This is a genomic window from Massilia sp. P2_C2, from assembly GCF_056404615.1.
The window spans coordinates 1-13,943 of record NZ_JBFUDR010000158.1 but is presented as its reverse complement, the minus strand read 5'-3'; the positions used below and the strand labels follow the sequence as shown (position 1 = coordinate 13,943).

The window sequence follows — 13,943 nt, the reverse complement described above, 5'->3', positions numbered from 1 at the left end:
CCGTGGAGGCGCCGAGGATCGCGCCGAGGCCGGCACCGATGCCGGCACCGGTGGCGGTGCCGCGCTGGGTCTGGTTCATGTCGGCGCAGCCGGAGGCGGCCACGGCGAAGGCGGTGGCGCAGAGGGTGGAACGAATGAGGGTTGTTTTCATAATGATTTCCTTCCAAAAAAATATCCGTTTCGTAGTCGCACCCGTGTCAGTGGGCACGACCGCGAAACGGATCGGTCAGGTCCGCAGGTCCCTGCGGGCTGCGGGCCGGCACGCTGCGGCGTGCCTCAACGGTGCCGCTAGATACCTCGCCCACTGATCAGGCGCACCAGGATCATGATAACGGCAACGACCAGCAGAATGTGGATGAAGCCGCCGACGGTGTAGGAGGTGACCAGACCAAGCAGCCACAGGATAATGAGAATGACGGCAATTGTGTAGAGCATGATGATGTCCTCATGGTTGATGGCGACGGGTTGACGGCATGTCTGCCGTGTTTCCAGTATCGAACCATCAGCCTCAACGCTCCGTACGATGCCGTACATTAGCACGCGCATTACGTCGCGCGTTTATGCTCCTTGTGCAGGCCCGGAATCCAGCCCATGAAGCCCATCAGTCCGGTGCACCCGATCAGGCAGGTCAGCAGACCACCCGTGATCAGGAAAAAGACGTCCTGGGCTGCCATGTCGGCCGGTGCCGCCTGAGGTGCAGGCGCACTGGCCAGGCCGAAGCCCGTCAGAAGAAGTCCCCAAAGAATGATGCCGATCCATGCCAGGCTGTTCATGTCGCGTCCTTTCGCTTGAGTGTTCTCTGCCGTATGAAGCTGTGGTCGATTCTTGAGTGCGTCGGCGAACTGCTCCGTGCGCTGGCGCACATTGCGAAAAAGAAAACTTGATAAGCGATTATGCAAGGTGACAATCCATGCATGCGGCATTGCAGCAATGCTTTGTGCATTGAATACAGCACATTCCGTCACCTTGTTATGACGGTAGCACGCTGCAGTGCAAAAACAAAAGAGTCAGTATTGTTGAGTGTGGGATCTTGCCGACATTTCTGGTTGAGCCGATAAAAAACCGGGGCCGCGGCCCCGGTCTCCTGGCTGTACATCCCATCCTCAAGCTGAATGCAACGCCCCCTTGACGATACGCACACGGTCGCCCGTATGCCACGGCGGTACGCTGCGCTGGTGGAACGTGCGCAAGGTGCCGTCGTCCAGGCGCACGCGGATCTCGTAGCTGGTGTCGGCCTTCATATTGCCTTCGACCTGGTTGCCGACGACGGCACCGCCGACCGCACCGGCAACCGTCGCCAGCTGCCGTCCATGGCCGCCGCCCAGCTGGTTGCCCAGCAGGCCGCCGAGGATGGCGCCGCCGGCCGCGCCGACGCCGCTGCCCTGGGCACGGGTCTTGATCTGCTGGATCGACTCGATGTTGCCGCAGTTGTTGCACCAGTTGCTCCGCGTCTCGGCCTCGGCCACCTTCGTGGACTTGTGCGAGGCCTTCGGCGCCACCACCGGGGCGGGAGCGTAGTCGGTGCCGGATGCGGTCGAGCCCTGGCTGCCGCCGTAGCCGTATGCCGTGCCGGGCGCCGCATAGGCTTGCGCGCCGGACTGGGCCGGGTAGGGTGCCTGCACCGGATATGCCGGAGCCGCAGCGCCCGGCGCTTGCGGCTGGGCGGCGAGCGGTGGGGCGGGATCAAAGGCAGGCGGCAGCGCGGACGGCGCCACATAGCCGGGCTGGCCGGGTTGTTGCAGGCCGGCCGACAGGGCCGCGCGGTCGGCGTCGGTCAGCTGGCCGCGGTTGCCGCCGGTCGACGTCGGCAACCAGCCCATGATGGCGGCCGTGCCGATGGCGCAGAACAGGATGACGGCGATCGCGGCGGCGATCAAGAGCGGGTGTTGCCTGGCCCTGGCGGGCGGGGTGGGATGCGTATCCATGGCTTTCCTTTCCGGTGTCGGTGTGGGACAGGGTGCTGGTGCAAACCCCTGAGTCCGGTCTGGACATTGTCCTTGGCAACAACACCCTGTTCCGTGCGTCACCGTACATACTTGCCCTGGGGCGGCCGTTACGCTGACTGAAAGTTGTTTGTAAATGTTTCCGGATGGTGTAAACACCCCGGGTGCCCAACGTCAGCCGCGAGGGTCCGATGAATTCAGCCGCTTTGCCAGTGGTCGCCGAGCACAGCGCCAACCTGTTGCTKGCCGCGTTGCCGCCGCAGGAACTGGCGCGGATACTGCCGGCACTCGACCAGGTCAAGGTGGACATCGGCGCGGTGTTGTGCGAGCCGGGTGACACGATCCGCCACATCTATTTTCCGCACGACTGCCTGATTTCGCTGATGGCCGTCGCCGAGGGCCGCATGACGCTCGAGGTGGGTCTGGTGGGACGCGAAGGCATGCTGGGCGCCACCGTCGCCTTCGGCCACGATACGACGCAGGTACGCGCCGTCGTGCAGCGGGCCGGCCGCGCCAGCCGCATCGACGCCGACCGCCTGCGCGCCGAGTTCGCCCGCAATCCGGCGCTGCAGCGCGTGCTGTTCCGCTACACCGATTCGCTGCTCGCCCAGGCCATCCAGATCGCCGTGTGCAGCCGCTACCACGTGCTCGAGGCGCGGCTGGCCCGTTCGCTGCTCGTCACGCGCGACCGCCTGCAATCCGACCGGTTCCACCTGACCCACGAATTCCTCGCCCATGCGCTGGGCGTGCGCCGCGTGGGCGTGACCAAGGCCGCGAGCGCGCTGCAGCAGCAGGGCCTGATCAACTACAGCCGTGGCAATATCGAGATCCTCGATCCGGCAGGCCTCGCGGCCGCGGCCTGTGCCTGCTACGAGATCGTGCGGGAGGCGGGGGCGGGCGCTGTAGGGTGGGCACCCTGTGCCCACGCGTGACGTTTGCGTGACGTTTGCGTTCACGTTGGCGTTCGCGTGGGCACAGGGGGGCCCACCCTACAGCTGTCGTTGGAGTGCATGTAAAAACGCCCCGGCATGCGGGGCGTCTTTGTTTGCGCGCCGGTCAGGCGCGATCAGTGCGTCGACTTGACCTGATTGCCGATCACACCGCCCACGGCAGCGCCACCCACGGTGCCGGCGGCGCTGCCGCCCGTCAGTGCGCCGCCCAGCACGGCACCGGCGCCGGCGCCGATCGCGGTGTTCTTGTCCTGCTGCGACATGCCGGCGCAGCCGGTGAGGCCCAGTGCCACGGTTGCCAGCGATGCGGTCACGATGATGTGTTTGATGGTTTTCATGGTGCTCTCCTTTTCGGTGGGTTGCTTACGCTTCTTCACGGTTCCAACGATCACTTCAGGCGCAGCTCGTTCCTGACCGACCTGACGCCCTTCACGGTGCGTGCGGCCGCTGCCGCTGCCGCGACGTCGTCCGCCGAGCCGACGAATCCGCTCAGCCGGACGACACCCTGGTCCGTGTCGACGGCGATCTCGCTCGCCTTGAGGCTGGCATCGCGGAGGAGGGCAGCCTGCACGCCGGCCGTGATGGCGGCGTCGTCGGTCTGCCGGGTCGCCGCCGGTTCTCCCGTCGCGCAGCCCGCAATCCCGCACAGCGCCAGTCCCGCCAGCAGTGCCATCACCGATGCCGCTGCCCGAACCTTGCCGTTACCGAATCGTTCCATTGACCGTCCTGCTTTCTCGCGATGCCGGCCTGGTGTTCGAGAACGCCGCCGGCCTTACCATGGCGCCAGAATACGATGTCCATCGCATAATGGTCTGTACGACAAATAACACACTGTCGTGCACGTCACCGCAGTGTTGCACATCGTCGTCATCCATACGGATCAACGCTTGGCGCTTTGCCCCGGCGGCGGCGCGACCGGCTTCGCGCCCGCCCGTGCGAGCAGCGCATTGCACGGGCTGTCCTTGCCCGGTCCCGTGTTGATCAGCGGCAGCAGGGCCGCGGCCGGGGCCGCGACGACGGCCAGCGCGGCGGCCGCGCCGCCTTTCAGCGCCAGCACTTTCTTGTCGAGCGACAGGTCGGGATGCTTGAACGTGCCGCGCACGAAGAACGGCGTGCGCAACGTGAACAGGCGCAACGCCTTTGTTTCCGGTTTGATGCGCAAGTCCAGCCGTTCGGTCGACATATTCACCCAGCCATTGATGTCGACGATGGCCTCTTCCGTGTCGAGCACGAAGGTGCGGGTGCGGGCCACGCCATCCGTCACGCCGAGGTCGGCGGCGAGGCAGTTCAGCTTGACCTCCTTGTCGCCGAACAGCTTCGTGATGATGACGTTGCCGACATTCAGGCCGGCTTCCTCCAGCAGCAGCTTGCTGACGACGCCCTGGCTGATGAGGCCCTTCACTTCGCCATTGGCGTCGGCCAGCATGGCGCCGACGGAATCGCCCGTCGCGGTCAGCTTGGCTTCGCCATAGATCGAGCCGACCGTCGCCTGCATCTTTTCGATCTGCGGGAACAATTCCTTGATATGGATGTTGCGTGCCTTGACGTCGGCCGTCGCCTTGATCGGCTGTTTGGCATTGCTGCCGTCCAGCTTGATGTTCGAGTTGACGTCACCGCCGGCCAGCACGAAATCGAGCGGCTGCAAGGTCAGCACGCCATCGTTCATCACGACATGGCTTTGCAGCTTGCTGATCGGCAGGTCCTTGTCCTTGACGATGCGGTCGGCCGTGAAGCGCACGTCGGCATCCAGCACCTTCCAGCGCTCCGTATGGAATTTCTCGACGGGCAGCGCCTTGCCTTCCGGCTGCACGGCGTCGACGCCGCGCGCGCGCTTGCTCGCGTTGGAGTCCGCGCCGATCAGCGGGCCCAGGTCGACGAAGCGCAACTGGTGCGACACGATGCTGCCGGTCAGCTTGTTGCGCGGCTTGCCCGTCGCGAATTCGAGGTGACCCGCGATGTCGGACTGGCCCACCTTGCCCTTGAACTTGTCGTAGACCCAGTGGCTCTTGTTCTGGCCCAGCTCGCCCGTCAGGTGGCCCTCGGTCGAGAATGCGGGCGTCTCGGGCAGCAGTACGCCGGTGAACGGATACAGGCGCGCCATCGACGGCGCCGCCAGGGTCAGCTTCAGGTCGATGCCGGCCAGGTGCGCGGGCCGCGTGACCGTCCCCTCGACGGCGATGCGCGTGTTGGCCGAATGCATGTCGGCCAGGATGGGGAAGGGCTCGTCCTGGTTCTTCAGCGACAGCACGGCGCCCGCCTTGCCGCCGCCGCCCACGGGCGCGCCATTGTATTCGCCGCGCAGCTTCCACGCGATGCCATAGGTCGGATCGTTCGGGATCGTCTCGATGTCGGCCGTCACGTCGGCCTTGGTCACGGCGTCGATCATGTGCACGGTGCCCTTGTTCAGCACGACGCGTTCGAGGTCCAGCGTCCACTTCGATTTCTTTTCTTCCGGCTTGTAGGCCCAGTTGTAGTGCGTCTCGTCCGTGCGCAGCAGCTCGGCCTGCGGTCCGTCGAAGCGCAGCACGGGCACGTGGATGCGGTGGCCCAGCAGGCCGAACGGATCGAGCGAGAACGAGAACTGGCGCACGTTCGCCATGTCGCGCTGCGGCAGGCCGGCCGGATTGCYGACGTGGACGTCGTCCGCGTACAAATGTGGCCACGGGATGTAGTCGCGCCAGGTGCGCTGGCCTTTCGGCATGCTCTTCGACGGCTGTTCCCAGTGCACGGCAAGATTGCCGCGGATGGCGAACGGGCGGTCGATGGCATCGCTGACCTTGTCGTTGAGCCAGGGCTTGACGCGGTTCCAGTCGAACGTGAGCAGGATGATGATGGCGATGACGGGGATCGTCACCAGGACGCCGACGATGCCGAGCGTGATCTTGACCGGGCGCGCCAGGTGCGCGGCCTGTGTGGGCTGTTGGGCTGTCATGGCCTTCCTTCTGGTCTTCTGGTGGGATGGGTTGAGGGCAGATTAACGTAAAGGCCAGCCCGTCAATGTGCGGTGCCGCACCCTGGTCCGGCCGCTGAGCGGGTGGGACGGCGTCTATGTGCGCCAGCGAACCGATCTCGTCGGGTGAAAGGCTTATAACGTTACCAACACCCAACCACAGGAGTCGCAGGATGAATACGAAATCGATGAACCTGCTGTTGCGGGTCGGCGCAGCTGCCGCGGTACTTTCGCTGGCCGCATGCGCCAGCCCCGAAAAGACCCCGGCCACGGCTGCCGTCGCGGTTTCGCATAACGCCGTCGAAAACGCCGTGTCGGCCGGCGCGCCCGAGCTGGCGCCCGCCGAGATCACCGCTGCGCGCGACAAGATGATGCGCGCCAACCAGGCGCTCGCGGCCAAGGATTACAGGACGGCGCGCGAACTGGCGATCCAGGCCCAGGCCGACGCCAGGCTGGCGCAGAGCAAGGCCAATTCGGCCAAGGCCACGGCCGCCGCCGACGCCCTCAACGAAGACCTGCGCGTGCTGCGCCAGGAAGTCGACCGCGCCAATTCCGACCAGCCGCAGCAACAGTAAGGCGGGCACCGCCCCGCGCATTCATACGCAGAAAGGATCATCATGAAAATGAACTTCCTGAAGGCTATCGTAATTGCCGGCACCGTTGCGCTGGCAGCGTGCAGCACCGTGCCGACCACGACGCCCACGCTGGATGAAGCGCGGGCCGACTTCGTGGCGGCCAACAACAATCCGCAGGTCGCGACATACGCCCCGATGGAATTCAGGCAGGCCAGCGAGGCGCTCGACCGCGCCAACCAGGCCGCCGCCAAGCGCGAAAGCCTGGACGCGATCGACCGCCTGGCCTATGTCGCCAAGCAGCGCATCGCCACCGCCCAGGAAGTGGCAAAGGCGAAGTCCGCCGAGGCCGAGGTCGCCAATGCCTCCCGCGAACGCGACCGTGTCCAGCTGGAAGCCCGCACCGCCGAGGCCGACCGCGCCAGGCGTGACGCGCAATCTGCCCAGGCCCAGGCCGCCGCCGCGCAACAGCAGGCCCAGGATGCCCAGGCCCAGGCCGCCGCGGCCCAGCAACAGGCCGCCCAGCAGGCCGAGCGCGCAACGCGCCTCGAAGCGCTGCTCGTCGAWCTGCATGCGCAAAAGACGGAACGCGGCATGGTCGTCACGATCGGTGACGTGCTGTTCGCCACCGATCGCGCGGAACTGAACGCGAACGGCATGGCGACCGCGCGCAAGCTGGCCGAGGTCATGATGCAGAACCCCGACCGCACGGTCATGGTCGAAGGATTTACCGACAGCACGGGCAGCGCGGCCCACAACAAGGACTTGTCCGAGCGCCGCGCCGCGTCCGTGGCGCAAGCCCTGGTCAGCCTCGGCGTGCCGCGCGAGCGCATCGGCATGCGCGGCTATGGCGAGGCGTTCCCGGTCGCGTCGAACGACACGGCCTCGAACCGCCAGCTGAACCGCCGCGTGGAGATCGTGCTGTCGAATGCGGGCGCGACGATCCCGCCACGCGCGGCGCAGCGCTGAACATTGAACCCCACTGGAAGAGGAAAGATTCATGGAACAGAACGCATCCAACCTGGCGCACGGCTTCGACATCGCGGAAATCCGCCGCGCGGCGGCGAACCTCGAAGACGGCGCCGTGACCGAAGGCTACGCGGCCGACCGCGAAGCCGTCGTCGCCATGCTCAACGCGGCGCTGGCGACGGAACTGCTGTGCGTGCTGCGTTACAAGCGCCACTACTTCACGGTCAGCGGCCCGAACACGGGCCACATCAAGGCCGAGTTCCTCGAGCATGCACAGCAGGAGCAGGACCATGCCGACCGCATCGCCGAGCGCATCGTGCAGTTGAACGGTTCGCCGAACTTCAACCCGGCCACGCTGACCCAGCGCAGCCATGCCGAGTACGACGATTCGGACGACGTGCAGGCGATGATCCGCGCCGACCTGATCGCCGAGCGCGTGGCGATCGAATCCTACCGCCAGATGATTCAGGCCATCGGCGACAAGGATCCGACCACGAAGAACATGCTGATCGAGATCCTGGCCACCGAGGAAGAGCACGCCGACGACATGCGCGACCTGCTGGCCTGAAYGGTTCACCCACCAACCACTACAAAGACAAGGAGCACATCATGCTAGACACCTTCAGCCGCGCCAACGGCAGCGCATCGTCCGTCAACGGTTCCGCCCGCGACACCGGCACCGACATGAAAGCGCTGGTCCGCGATGCCCAGTCGCTGCTGAGCGCCGCCGCCGCCCTTACCGGCAACAAGGCCGACGAGCTGCGCGAGCGCGGCATGGAACTGCTGGACCAGGCGCTGGGCAAGGCCGGCAAGGTCCAGGATCAAGCCATGGTCAGGGGCAAGGAACTGGCGCGCACGGCCGATGTCTATGTCAAGGACAACCCATGGCGCACGGTGGCCGTGGCAGCCGGTGTCGGCCTGCTGCTGGGTGTCATTCTGGGCCGCAAATAAATCCGCGCGGGGGCAGCCATGGATAACAACGAAACCGTCGTGCATAGCCCCGGCCTCATGGGTGGGATCACGGGCCTGGCAAAGAACCTGTTCGGGCTCGTGGTGTCGCGCGTGGAACTCGCCGCGCTCGAACTGACGGAAGTGCGCAACCACGTGATCGAACTCGTCGCCATCTTCGCGCTGGCGGCCCTGGCCACATGGTTCGCGCTGGCTTATGGCACCGCCACGATCGTGGCGCTGGCCTGGGAAGAAATGGGCTGGAAGATCCTGCTCGTCATGTTCGCCGTGTTCGCCGTCCTCACGCTGATCCTCGTGATGAAGGGACTTTCGCTGCTCAAGCAGGGCAAGCTGGCGTTCCCCGAGACCATGAAGGAATTGCGCAACGACCGTGACATGCTCATGTAAATCGGAGGAGAACACGATATGGACAAGATGATCGGCCATCACCCGCATGGCTCCCATGAAGAGCGCAAGCGCGCCCTGTTGCGCGACGCCGAGTTCTACCGCTCGGGTGTCGTCCATGCCCGTGCCCAGATCAAGCACGCGGCCAAGCCCGAAGTCATGTTCCACTCGGTGCTCGACCACGCGACCTGGGTGCTGCGTACCCGCGCCGACGCGCTGCTCAAGCCGACCGGCACGAGCGTATCGGTGCTGGCCCCATATGCCCTGACCGTGCTAGGCTTTATCCGCAAGCGCAGGCTCGGCAAACCGGCACTGGGCGCCGCCGTCATCCTGGGCGCGCTCGGTTGGTACTTGCAGCGCAAACGCGCGCAGCAAGTGGCATACTAGGGTTTAGCGGCGGCGTTGGCGCAAGCCGGCGCCGCAAACGATGCAAACAGGCACTACACGATTGTCATCAGGCGCGGTCCGCACGCCGGATTGCGCCATTCACGAATATGGTGGGGCTTGAGCGGCGTCGCAATCTACGATTGGACGCCGTCTTTTTTTGCGCGCAAACTTTTCCATCCATGAAAAAAGCCGGCATGCGCCGGCTGCGAATAGCGAAAGCAGCCGGGGCAGGGCGCGGCGTCTGCCGTGCCGCGCCTGCCCCGGTGCCGGTCAATAGCGATAGACGCGACCGTCGACGATGCGCACGCGGTTGCCCACGCGCAAGTCATACACATTGTCCTGGACGACGGTCCGGTATTCACCATTGTCGAGGCGGATATTGACCGCGTACATCTGCTGGGCGCCGGCATTACGGTTCGCCTCCACGCTGTTGCCGATCGCCGCGCCGGCCACGCCGCCTGCCACGGTTGCCGCGGTACGACCGCCGCCGCTGCCGACCTGGTTGCCGGCCAGCGCACCGACGAGGCCGCCGACGACTGCGCCGGCGCCGCTCGTGCGGCCTTCGCCGCTGGTCACCTGGATCGATTCGATCGTGCCGTAGCCGGCCGACGCCGTGTTGTCATAGCCGCTGCGGTAGCCGTCATTGGCGTAGCTGGGCTGGGGCGAGTTGCTGGCGCAGCCACCGAGGAGCGCACTGGCCGCGACGAGGGCGGCAAGGGTACGAGTAGCTTTCATGACTTGTTCTCCTGGCAAAAATGTAGGACTAGATTACGCAGTCATCCGTATCGGGTCTGTGCGCTGACGCACCCTACTGTCCGCCATAAAACGATGCTTTTTCGTCATCTGTTTTTTCTGTGTTCGGCAGCGAACAGAAATCGTCGGTACAGCAGAGTACAACGTCAACAGGAACATCGCTCAGTGGCTACAAGGAGAACAAGACATGCGCACACCACACCTGATCCTGTTGTTGGGCGCGGCACTGCTGTGGGCTGCCGGCCATGTCCGCGCGGCGACGCCTGAAGCCAAGCTGGCCTACCAGCAAGCGCGCGACGCCGCAGCGGCCGACTACAAGAACGCGCGTGCCCGTTGCGACGCCATCACGGGCAATCCGAAAGACGTCTGCGTACTCGAAGCGAAAGCCGCACGCGTGCGCGCCGATGAAGAAGCCCGCGCGAAATACGAGGACACGCTGAAGGCCTATACCCGGGCGCGCATGCGCATCGCGTCAAGCAACTACGACCTCGACAAGGCCCGCTGCGCCGGGCTCACGGGCAACGACAGGGACGTGTGCAAGGAACAGGCCAAGGCCCGCTACGTCGCGGCCCAGGCCGACGCGAAGGCTGACCAGAAGTCGATCGAGGCGCGCAACGAAGCGCGCGAGGACAAGCTGGACGCGGCCTGGCGCGTGGCCCGGGAGAAATGCGACGCCTTTGCCGGCGCCGCGAAGGATCAATGCCTCTCGGCCGCGAAGGCCGAGTTCGCGAAGTAGTCGGACAAAGATAAGCGGATGACACCGCACCCCCGCTCTCGCAGAGCACAACCAGTACCACCACTAACGAGGAGTTCATCATGAACGTCACCAAACGCATCGCCACCGCCATCTTCACCGCTACCGTCGCTTTCACCGTCGTGGGCTGCTCGTCGTCCCCGACCAAGGAGAGCACCGGCGAATACATCGATGACGCCGCCATCACGGCGAAGGTCAAGGCCGCGATCTTCAATGAGCCGACCCTGAAAGCCACCGAGATCAATGTCGAAACCTACAAGGGCGACGTGCAGCTGTCGGGCTTCGTGGCCCAGCCGCAGGATGCGCAAAAGGCTGCCGACGTGGCCCGCGGCGTGAAAGGTGTGGCGTCGGTCAAGAACGACATCCGCGTAAAATGAAGCCGTTGGGGCGGCCTGCGTGATGGCCGGCCCCGAAGGTTGTCGTGATCGCCGTGTCACGCGGCACCTGTCGGGCGGGAAGCCGACCGACAGGTGCCCGGGCCCGGCTGTTTTTTTCAGGCAGGTATCATGCAGCTCGCCAAATCCGCCCCCGCTACGCCCGAGGCAATCGAACCCATCGTCACGACCGTGGCGGAGGCGGGCACGGAACAGGCAGCGCGCGAAGCGGGCCTCGTGAACGATGCCGGGGCGCCGACCGGCGAGGAACTGGGCGCCGAGCACGGCGACCTGCGCCTGCCCGTCCATGTGAATGTACGCGGCGTCACGCTGGGCGTGATCGCGACCRTCGCCTTCATTTTCGGCCTCCAGTGGGCCAAGAATTTCTTCGTGCCGCTGCTGCTCGGCATCTTCATCGCCTACACCCTGAGCCCCGTCGTGCGCTGGCTGGAGCGCTGGCACATCCGGCGCGCCATCGGTGCCACGCTCGTCACGGGCCTGATCCTCGTCGGCATGGCCCTCACGGCCCACCGCGTGCAGGGCGAATTCCTCAACATCGTCGACGAGTTGCCCACGTTGACGCACAAGGTCACGCGCATGCTCATGGATGCGTCGGACGGTCCGTCGACGATCCAGCAGGTGCAGGCCGCCGCGGCGGAGATCGAACAGGCCGCCGCCAACGCGGGCGCCGAGAAGCGCGCCGCGGCGGCGCGCCGCGCACCCGTGCCGGCTGCCGCGCAGACACCCGGCGCCAGCAATTTCCGCGTCATGGACTGGCTGCTGGCCGGGTCCGTCGGCCTGGCCAGCTTCATTTCGCAGGCCGCGATGGTCGTGTTCCTCGTGTTCTTCCTGCTGCTGGCGGGCGACACGTTCAAGCGCAAGCTCGTCAAGCTGACGGGGCCGTCGCTGACGCAGAAGAAGGTGACGGTACACATCCTCGAGGACATCAACACGTCCATCCAGAACTATATGTTCATGCTGCTCGTGACGAACGTCCTGCTGGCCCTGCTGATGTGGATTGCACTGCGCTTCATCGGCCTGGAAAACGCGGGCGCCTGGGCAATCTTCGCCGGTGTCGCCCACGTCATGCCTTACTTCGGCCCGCTGCTCATCACGTCGGCCACGGGCCTCGTCGCTTTCCTGCAGTTCGAATCGCTGCGCATGGTCATTCTCGTGGCGGGCGCGTCGCTCGCGATCGCGACGCTCGTCGGCATGGTCGTCACAACCTGGATGACGGGCAAGATCGCCAAGATGAACCCGGCCGCCGTCTTCGTCAGCCTGTTGTTCTGGGGCTGGCTGTGGGGCATGTGGGGTTTGCTGCTCGGCGTGCCGGTCGTGGTCGTGATCAAGGTCGTGGCCGAACGCGTGGAGGGCATGGAAATCATCGCCGAATTGCTCGGCGAATGAAGGCGGCGCGGCGGCCGGGCGCCGCGCTGCGCGTGTCAGCGCGTGGGCGATGGGCTCGATGCCGGCCCGCCGGGTTTGTGCACACCGGCTGCCGCTTCCTTGTCGTGCAGGCTGCCCATCTGCAAGGCATACTGCCGGGCGAATTCCGCGCCCAGGAAGAAGATCTGCGCCGAGTAATACACCCACAGCAGCAATGCGATCAACGAACCGGCCGCGCCGAAGCTGCTGGCCGTGCCGCTGTTACCGATGTACAGCCCGATTGCGAATTTGCCCAGCGTGAACATGATGGCGGTGCCGAGGGCGCCGATGGTCACGTCGTGCCACGACAGCTTGACCCGGGGCAGCAGCTTGTAGATGGCGCCGAACATCACGGCGATGACGAGGAAGCTGATGCCGGAGGCCACCCAGCCCAGGATGATCGTGGCCGAATGCCACATGCCGCCCAGGTATTTCTCCAGCAGCGAGAGGGCAGCGGACACGACCAGCGTGAACATCAGCAGCAGGCCGAGCGTGAGGATCAGGCCGAACGACAACAAACGGGTGCGGACGGTATCCCACCAGGTGGCGTCCGTCGGCGGCGGCACGTCCCAGATTTCGTCCAGGCTGTCCTTCAGTTCRGCGAACGCGCTCGTCGCGCCGACCAGTAGCAGCACGGTGGCGATGATCGTCGCCAGCTTGCCGCTTTCCTTGTTGCGGGCGCCGGCCAGGATCGCCTGGATGGTTTCCGCGCCCTGCTTGCCGACGAGGCCGCGCAATTCGTCGAGCAACTGGCCCTGGGCGGCATCGACGCCGTAGAAGAAGCCTGCGATCGCAATGACGAGCACGAGGATGGGCGCCAGCGAGAACAGGGTGTAGAAGGCGAGGGCGGCGCCTTTGCTCGACGCCCGGTGGCCCAGCCATTCGGTCACGGCGCAACGCATCACGTGGACGACCTGGCGGGAAAACGGGATCCAGTTTTGTACTGCCATCGCTAACCTCCAAAAGAACGAACGCGCCCGAAGGCGCGTTCACGGGCCTACGCCCAACCTGTACGATCGACGGCCGGCGCATGGGGCCGGCCGTGTCGCGTTATTGCACGCGGCGCTCGATCGTGATCGGTTCCACTTCCACGCGGCGGTTCGGTGCCAGGCACTCGATCAGCTCCTTGCGTTTCTTCTGGTGGCAGTCGGTCACGACCGGGTTCTGCTCGCCCTTGCCATGGGCCTTCAGGCGGTTGGCGGCGACGCCCTTGCCGATCAGGTAGGTACGCACGGCGTTGGCGCGGCGCTCCGACAGCTTCAGGTTGTATTTGGGCGAACCCAGGCGGTCGGTGTAGCCCGTGACGTCCACGTCCGTGATCGACGGGTCGGCCTGCAGCGCGGCTGCGATGTCGTCCAGCTTCGGCTGCGGCATGTTGAGGGTTGCGCTGTCGAACCCGAACAGTTCGCTGGCCGACAGGGTGACCTTCTCGAAGCGGGCCGGCGGCGGCGGCGGGGGCGGGGGCGGCGGCGGCGTGACCGGCGCCGGCGGCGTCTCGACGACCGGGGTCGGT

At 65.6% G+C, this 13,943-nt stretch carries 19 protein-coding genes and 1 pseudogene; 10 read left to right on the top strand and 10 right to left on the bottom strand.

The annotated features are described in order from the left end of the window. The 4 genes and pseudogenes from AC1DYX_RS18220 to AC1DYX_RS18205 all read right to left on the bottom strand — a co-directional run. Positions 1-151: pseudogene (locus AC1DYX_RS18220) on the bottom strand (OmpA family protein); the annotation flags it as partial. 137 nt (positions 152-288) lie between these two features. Then, on the bottom strand, positions 289-435 hold the full coding sequence (locus tag AC1DYX_RS18215; protein ID WP_105378160.1) for a lmo0937 family membrane protein: 147 nt from the start codon (positions 433-435) through the stop codon (positions 289-291). A 110-nt stretch (positions 436-545) separates the two neighbouring features. Continuing rightward, positions 546-923 carry a hypothetical protein gene (locus tag AC1DYX_RS18210; protein ID WP_477261326.1) on the bottom strand — a complete coding sequence of 126 codons (378 nt, stop codon included), beginning with the start codon at positions 921-923 and terminating at the stop codon, positions 546-548. A 180-nt stretch (positions 924-1,103) separates the two neighbouring features. After that, positions 1,104-1,925 carry a glycine zipper 2TM domain-containing protein gene (locus AC1DYX_RS18205; RefSeq protein ID WP_477261324.1) on the bottom strand — a complete coding sequence of 274 codons (822 nt, stop codon included), beginning with the start codon at positions 1,923-1,925 and terminating at the stop codon, positions 1,104-1,106. 209 nt (positions 1,926-2,134) lie between these two features. Here AC1DYX_RS18205 and AC1DYX_RS18200 point away from each other — a divergent pair, with 209 nt between their 5' ends. Next, entirely contained in the window at positions 2,135-2,875 is a 741-nt protein-coding gene (locus AC1DYX_RS18200; RefSeq protein ID WP_477261322.1) for a Crp/Fnr family transcriptional regulator, read from the top strand. Positions 2,876-3,009: 134 nt separating this feature from the next. Here AC1DYX_RS18200 and AC1DYX_RS18195 read toward each other — a convergent pair whose 3' ends face one another. The 3 genes from AC1DYX_RS18195 to AC1DYX_RS18185 all read right to left on the bottom strand — a co-directional run bounded on the left by AC1DYX_RS18195 (position 3,010) and on the right by AC1DYX_RS18185 (position 5,825). Further along, the gene (locus AC1DYX_RS18195; protein WP_477261320.1) at positions 3,010-3,231 is read right to left on the bottom strand and encodes a glycine zipper 2TM domain-containing protein; all 222 of its coding nucleotides are present in this window, start codon (positions 3,229-3,231) and stop codon (positions 3,010-3,012) included. A gap of 50 nt (positions 3,232-3,281) precedes the next feature. Continuing rightward, complete coding sequence (locus tag AC1DYX_RS18190) at positions 3,282-3,611, bottom strand: BON domain-containing protein (protein ID WP_477261318.1); 330 nt, start codon at positions 3,609-3,611, stop codon at positions 3,282-3,284. Between the two features lie 162 nt (positions 3,612-3,773). Continuing rightward, on the bottom strand, positions 3,774-5,825 hold the full coding sequence (locus tag AC1DYX_RS18185) for an AsmA family protein (protein WP_477261316.1): 2,052 nt from the start codon (positions 5,823-5,825) through the stop codon (positions 3,774-3,776). 191 nt (positions 5,826-6,016) lie between these two features. On the opposite strand from AC1DYX_RS18185, the gene AC1DYX_RS18180 reads away from it, so the two are divergent. From AC1DYX_RS18180 to AC1DYX_RS18155, 6 genes are read left to right on the top strand one after another with little or no spacing between them, the layout of a single operon-like run. Then, entirely contained in the window at positions 6,017-6,418 is a 402-nt protein-coding gene (locus AC1DYX_RS18180; RefSeq protein WP_477261314.1) for a DUF4398 domain-containing protein, read from the top strand. A 42-nt stretch (positions 6,419-6,460) separates the two neighbouring features. Next, positions 6,461-7,384 (top strand): OmpA family protein, encoded by a 924-nt coding sequence (locus AC1DYX_RS18175; protein WP_477261312.1) that lies wholly within the window; start codon positions 6,461-6,463, stop codon positions 7,382-7,384. Positions 7,385-7,415: 31 nt separating this feature from the next. After that, the gene (locus tag AC1DYX_RS18170; protein WP_166863245.1) at positions 7,416-7,952 is read left to right on the top strand and encodes a ferritin-like domain-containing protein; all 537 of its coding nucleotides are present in this window, start codon (positions 7,416-7,418) and stop codon (positions 7,950-7,952) included. A 41-nt stretch (positions 7,953-7,993) separates the two neighbouring features. Further along, positions 7,994-8,335: an ElaB/YgaM/YqjD family protein gene (locus AC1DYX_RS18165; protein WP_477261309.1), complete on the top strand. Its 342-nt coding sequence runs from the start codon at positions 7,994-7,996 to the stop codon at positions 8,333-8,335. Positions 8,336-8,353: 18 nt separating this feature from the next. Next, positions 8,354-8,740 (top strand): phage holin family protein, encoded by a 387-nt coding sequence (locus AC1DYX_RS18160; protein ID WP_477261307.1) that lies wholly within the window; start codon positions 8,354-8,356, stop codon positions 8,738-8,740. Positions 8,741-8,758: 18 nt separating this feature from the next. Beyond that, positions 8,759-9,124, top strand: a complete 366-nt coding sequence (locus tag AC1DYX_RS18155) for a hypothetical protein (protein WP_477261305.1) — start codon at positions 8,759-8,761, stop codon at positions 9,122-9,124. 270 nt (positions 9,125-9,394) lie between these two features. Here AC1DYX_RS18155 and AC1DYX_RS18150 read toward each other — a convergent pair whose 3' ends face one another. Continuing rightward, the gene (locus tag AC1DYX_RS18150) at positions 9,395-9,859 is read right to left on the bottom strand and encodes an outer membrane lipoprotein (protein WP_477261303.1); all 465 of its coding nucleotides are present in this window, start codon (positions 9,857-9,859) and stop codon (positions 9,395-9,397) included. 205 nt (positions 9,860-10,064) lie between these two features. On the opposite strand from AC1DYX_RS18150, the gene AC1DYX_RS18145 reads away from it, so the two are divergent. The 3 genes from AC1DYX_RS18145 (at position 10,065) to AC1DYX_RS18135 (ending at position 12,412) form a co-directional block, all read left to right on the top strand. After that, a complete protein-coding gene (locus AC1DYX_RS18145; protein ID WP_477261301.1) occupies positions 10,065-10,613 on the top strand; it encodes a hypothetical protein in 549 nt (182 codons plus the stop codon). An 80-nt stretch (positions 10,614-10,693) separates the two neighbouring features. Further along, complete coding sequence (locus tag AC1DYX_RS18140; RefSeq protein ID WP_477261299.1) at positions 10,694-11,008, top strand: BON domain-containing protein; 315 nt, start codon at positions 10,694-10,696, stop codon at positions 11,006-11,008. Positions 11,009-11,137: 129 nt separating this feature from the next. Continuing rightward, on the top strand, positions 11,138-12,412 hold the full coding sequence (locus AC1DYX_RS18135) for an AI-2E family transporter (RefSeq protein ID WP_477261297.1): 1,275 nt from the start codon (positions 11,138-11,140) through the stop codon (positions 12,410-12,412). Positions 12,413-12,447: 35 nt separating this feature from the next. On the opposite strand, the gene AC1DYX_RS18130 is transcribed toward AC1DYX_RS18135, so the two are convergent. Beyond that, entirely contained in the window at positions 12,448-13,380 is a 933-nt protein-coding gene (locus AC1DYX_RS18130) for a YihY/virulence factor BrkB family protein (protein WP_477261295.1), read from the bottom strand. Between the two features lie 100 nt (positions 13,381-13,480). Continuing rightward, positions 13,481-13,943, bottom strand: a 463-nt coding sequence (locus AC1DYX_RS18125) for an OmpA family protein (RefSeq protein ID WP_477261293.1), incomplete at its 5' end; no start/stop codon positions are given.

What these genes read in the sequence shown, in the direction of transcription:
- AC1DYX_RS18215 (WP_105378160.1), bottom strand. Translation starts at nt 435, where the DNA reads ATGCTCTACACAATTGCCGTCATTCTCATTATCCTGTGGCTGCTTGGT.
- AC1DYX_RS18210 (WP_477261326.1), bottom strand. Translation starts at nt 923, where the DNA reads ATGCCGCATGCATGGATTGTCACCTTGCATAATCGCTTATCAAGTTTT.
- AC1DYX_RS18205 (WP_477261324.1), bottom strand. Translation starts at nt 1,925, where the DNA reads ATGGATACGCATCCCACCCCGCCCGCCAGGGCCAGGCAACACCCGCTC.
- AC1DYX_RS18195 (WP_477261320.1), bottom strand. Translation starts at nt 3,231, where the DNA reads ATGAAAACCATCAAACACATCATCGTGACCGCATCGCTGGCAACCGTG.
- AC1DYX_RS18190 (WP_477261318.1), bottom strand. Translation starts at nt 3,611, where the DNA reads ATGGAACGATTCGGTAACGGCAAGGTTCGGGCAGCGGCATCGGTGATG.
- AC1DYX_RS18180 (WP_477261314.1), top strand. Translation starts at nt 6,017, where the DNA reads ATGAATACGAAATCGATGAACCTGCTGTTGCGGGTCGGCGCAGCTGCC.
- AC1DYX_RS18170 (WP_166863245.1), top strand. Translation starts at nt 7,416, where the DNA reads ATGGAACAGAACGCATCCAACCTGGCGCACGGCTTCGACATCGCGGAA.
- AC1DYX_RS18165 (WP_477261309.1), top strand. Translation starts at nt 7,994, where the DNA reads ATGCTAGACACCTTCAGCCGCGCCAACGGCAGCGCATCGTCCGTCAAC.
- AC1DYX_RS18160 (WP_477261307.1), top strand. Translation starts at nt 8,354, where the DNA reads ATGGATAACAACGAAACCGTCGTGCATAGCCCCGGCCTCATGGGTGGG.
- AC1DYX_RS18155 (WP_477261305.1), top strand. Translation starts at nt 8,759, where the DNA reads ATGGACAAGATGATCGGCCATCACCCGCATGGCTCCCATGAAGAGCGC.
- AC1DYX_RS18150 (WP_477261303.1), bottom strand. Translation starts at nt 9,859, where the DNA reads ATGAAAGCTACTCGTACCCTTGCCGCCCTCGTCGCGGCCAGTGCGCTC.
- AC1DYX_RS18145 (WP_477261301.1), top strand. Translation starts at nt 10,065, where the DNA reads ATGCGCACACCACACCTGATCCTGTTGTTGGGCGCGGCACTGCTGTGG.
- AC1DYX_RS18140 (WP_477261299.1), top strand. Translation starts at nt 10,694, where the DNA reads ATGAACGTCACCAAACGCATCGCCACCGCCATCTTCACCGCTACCGTC.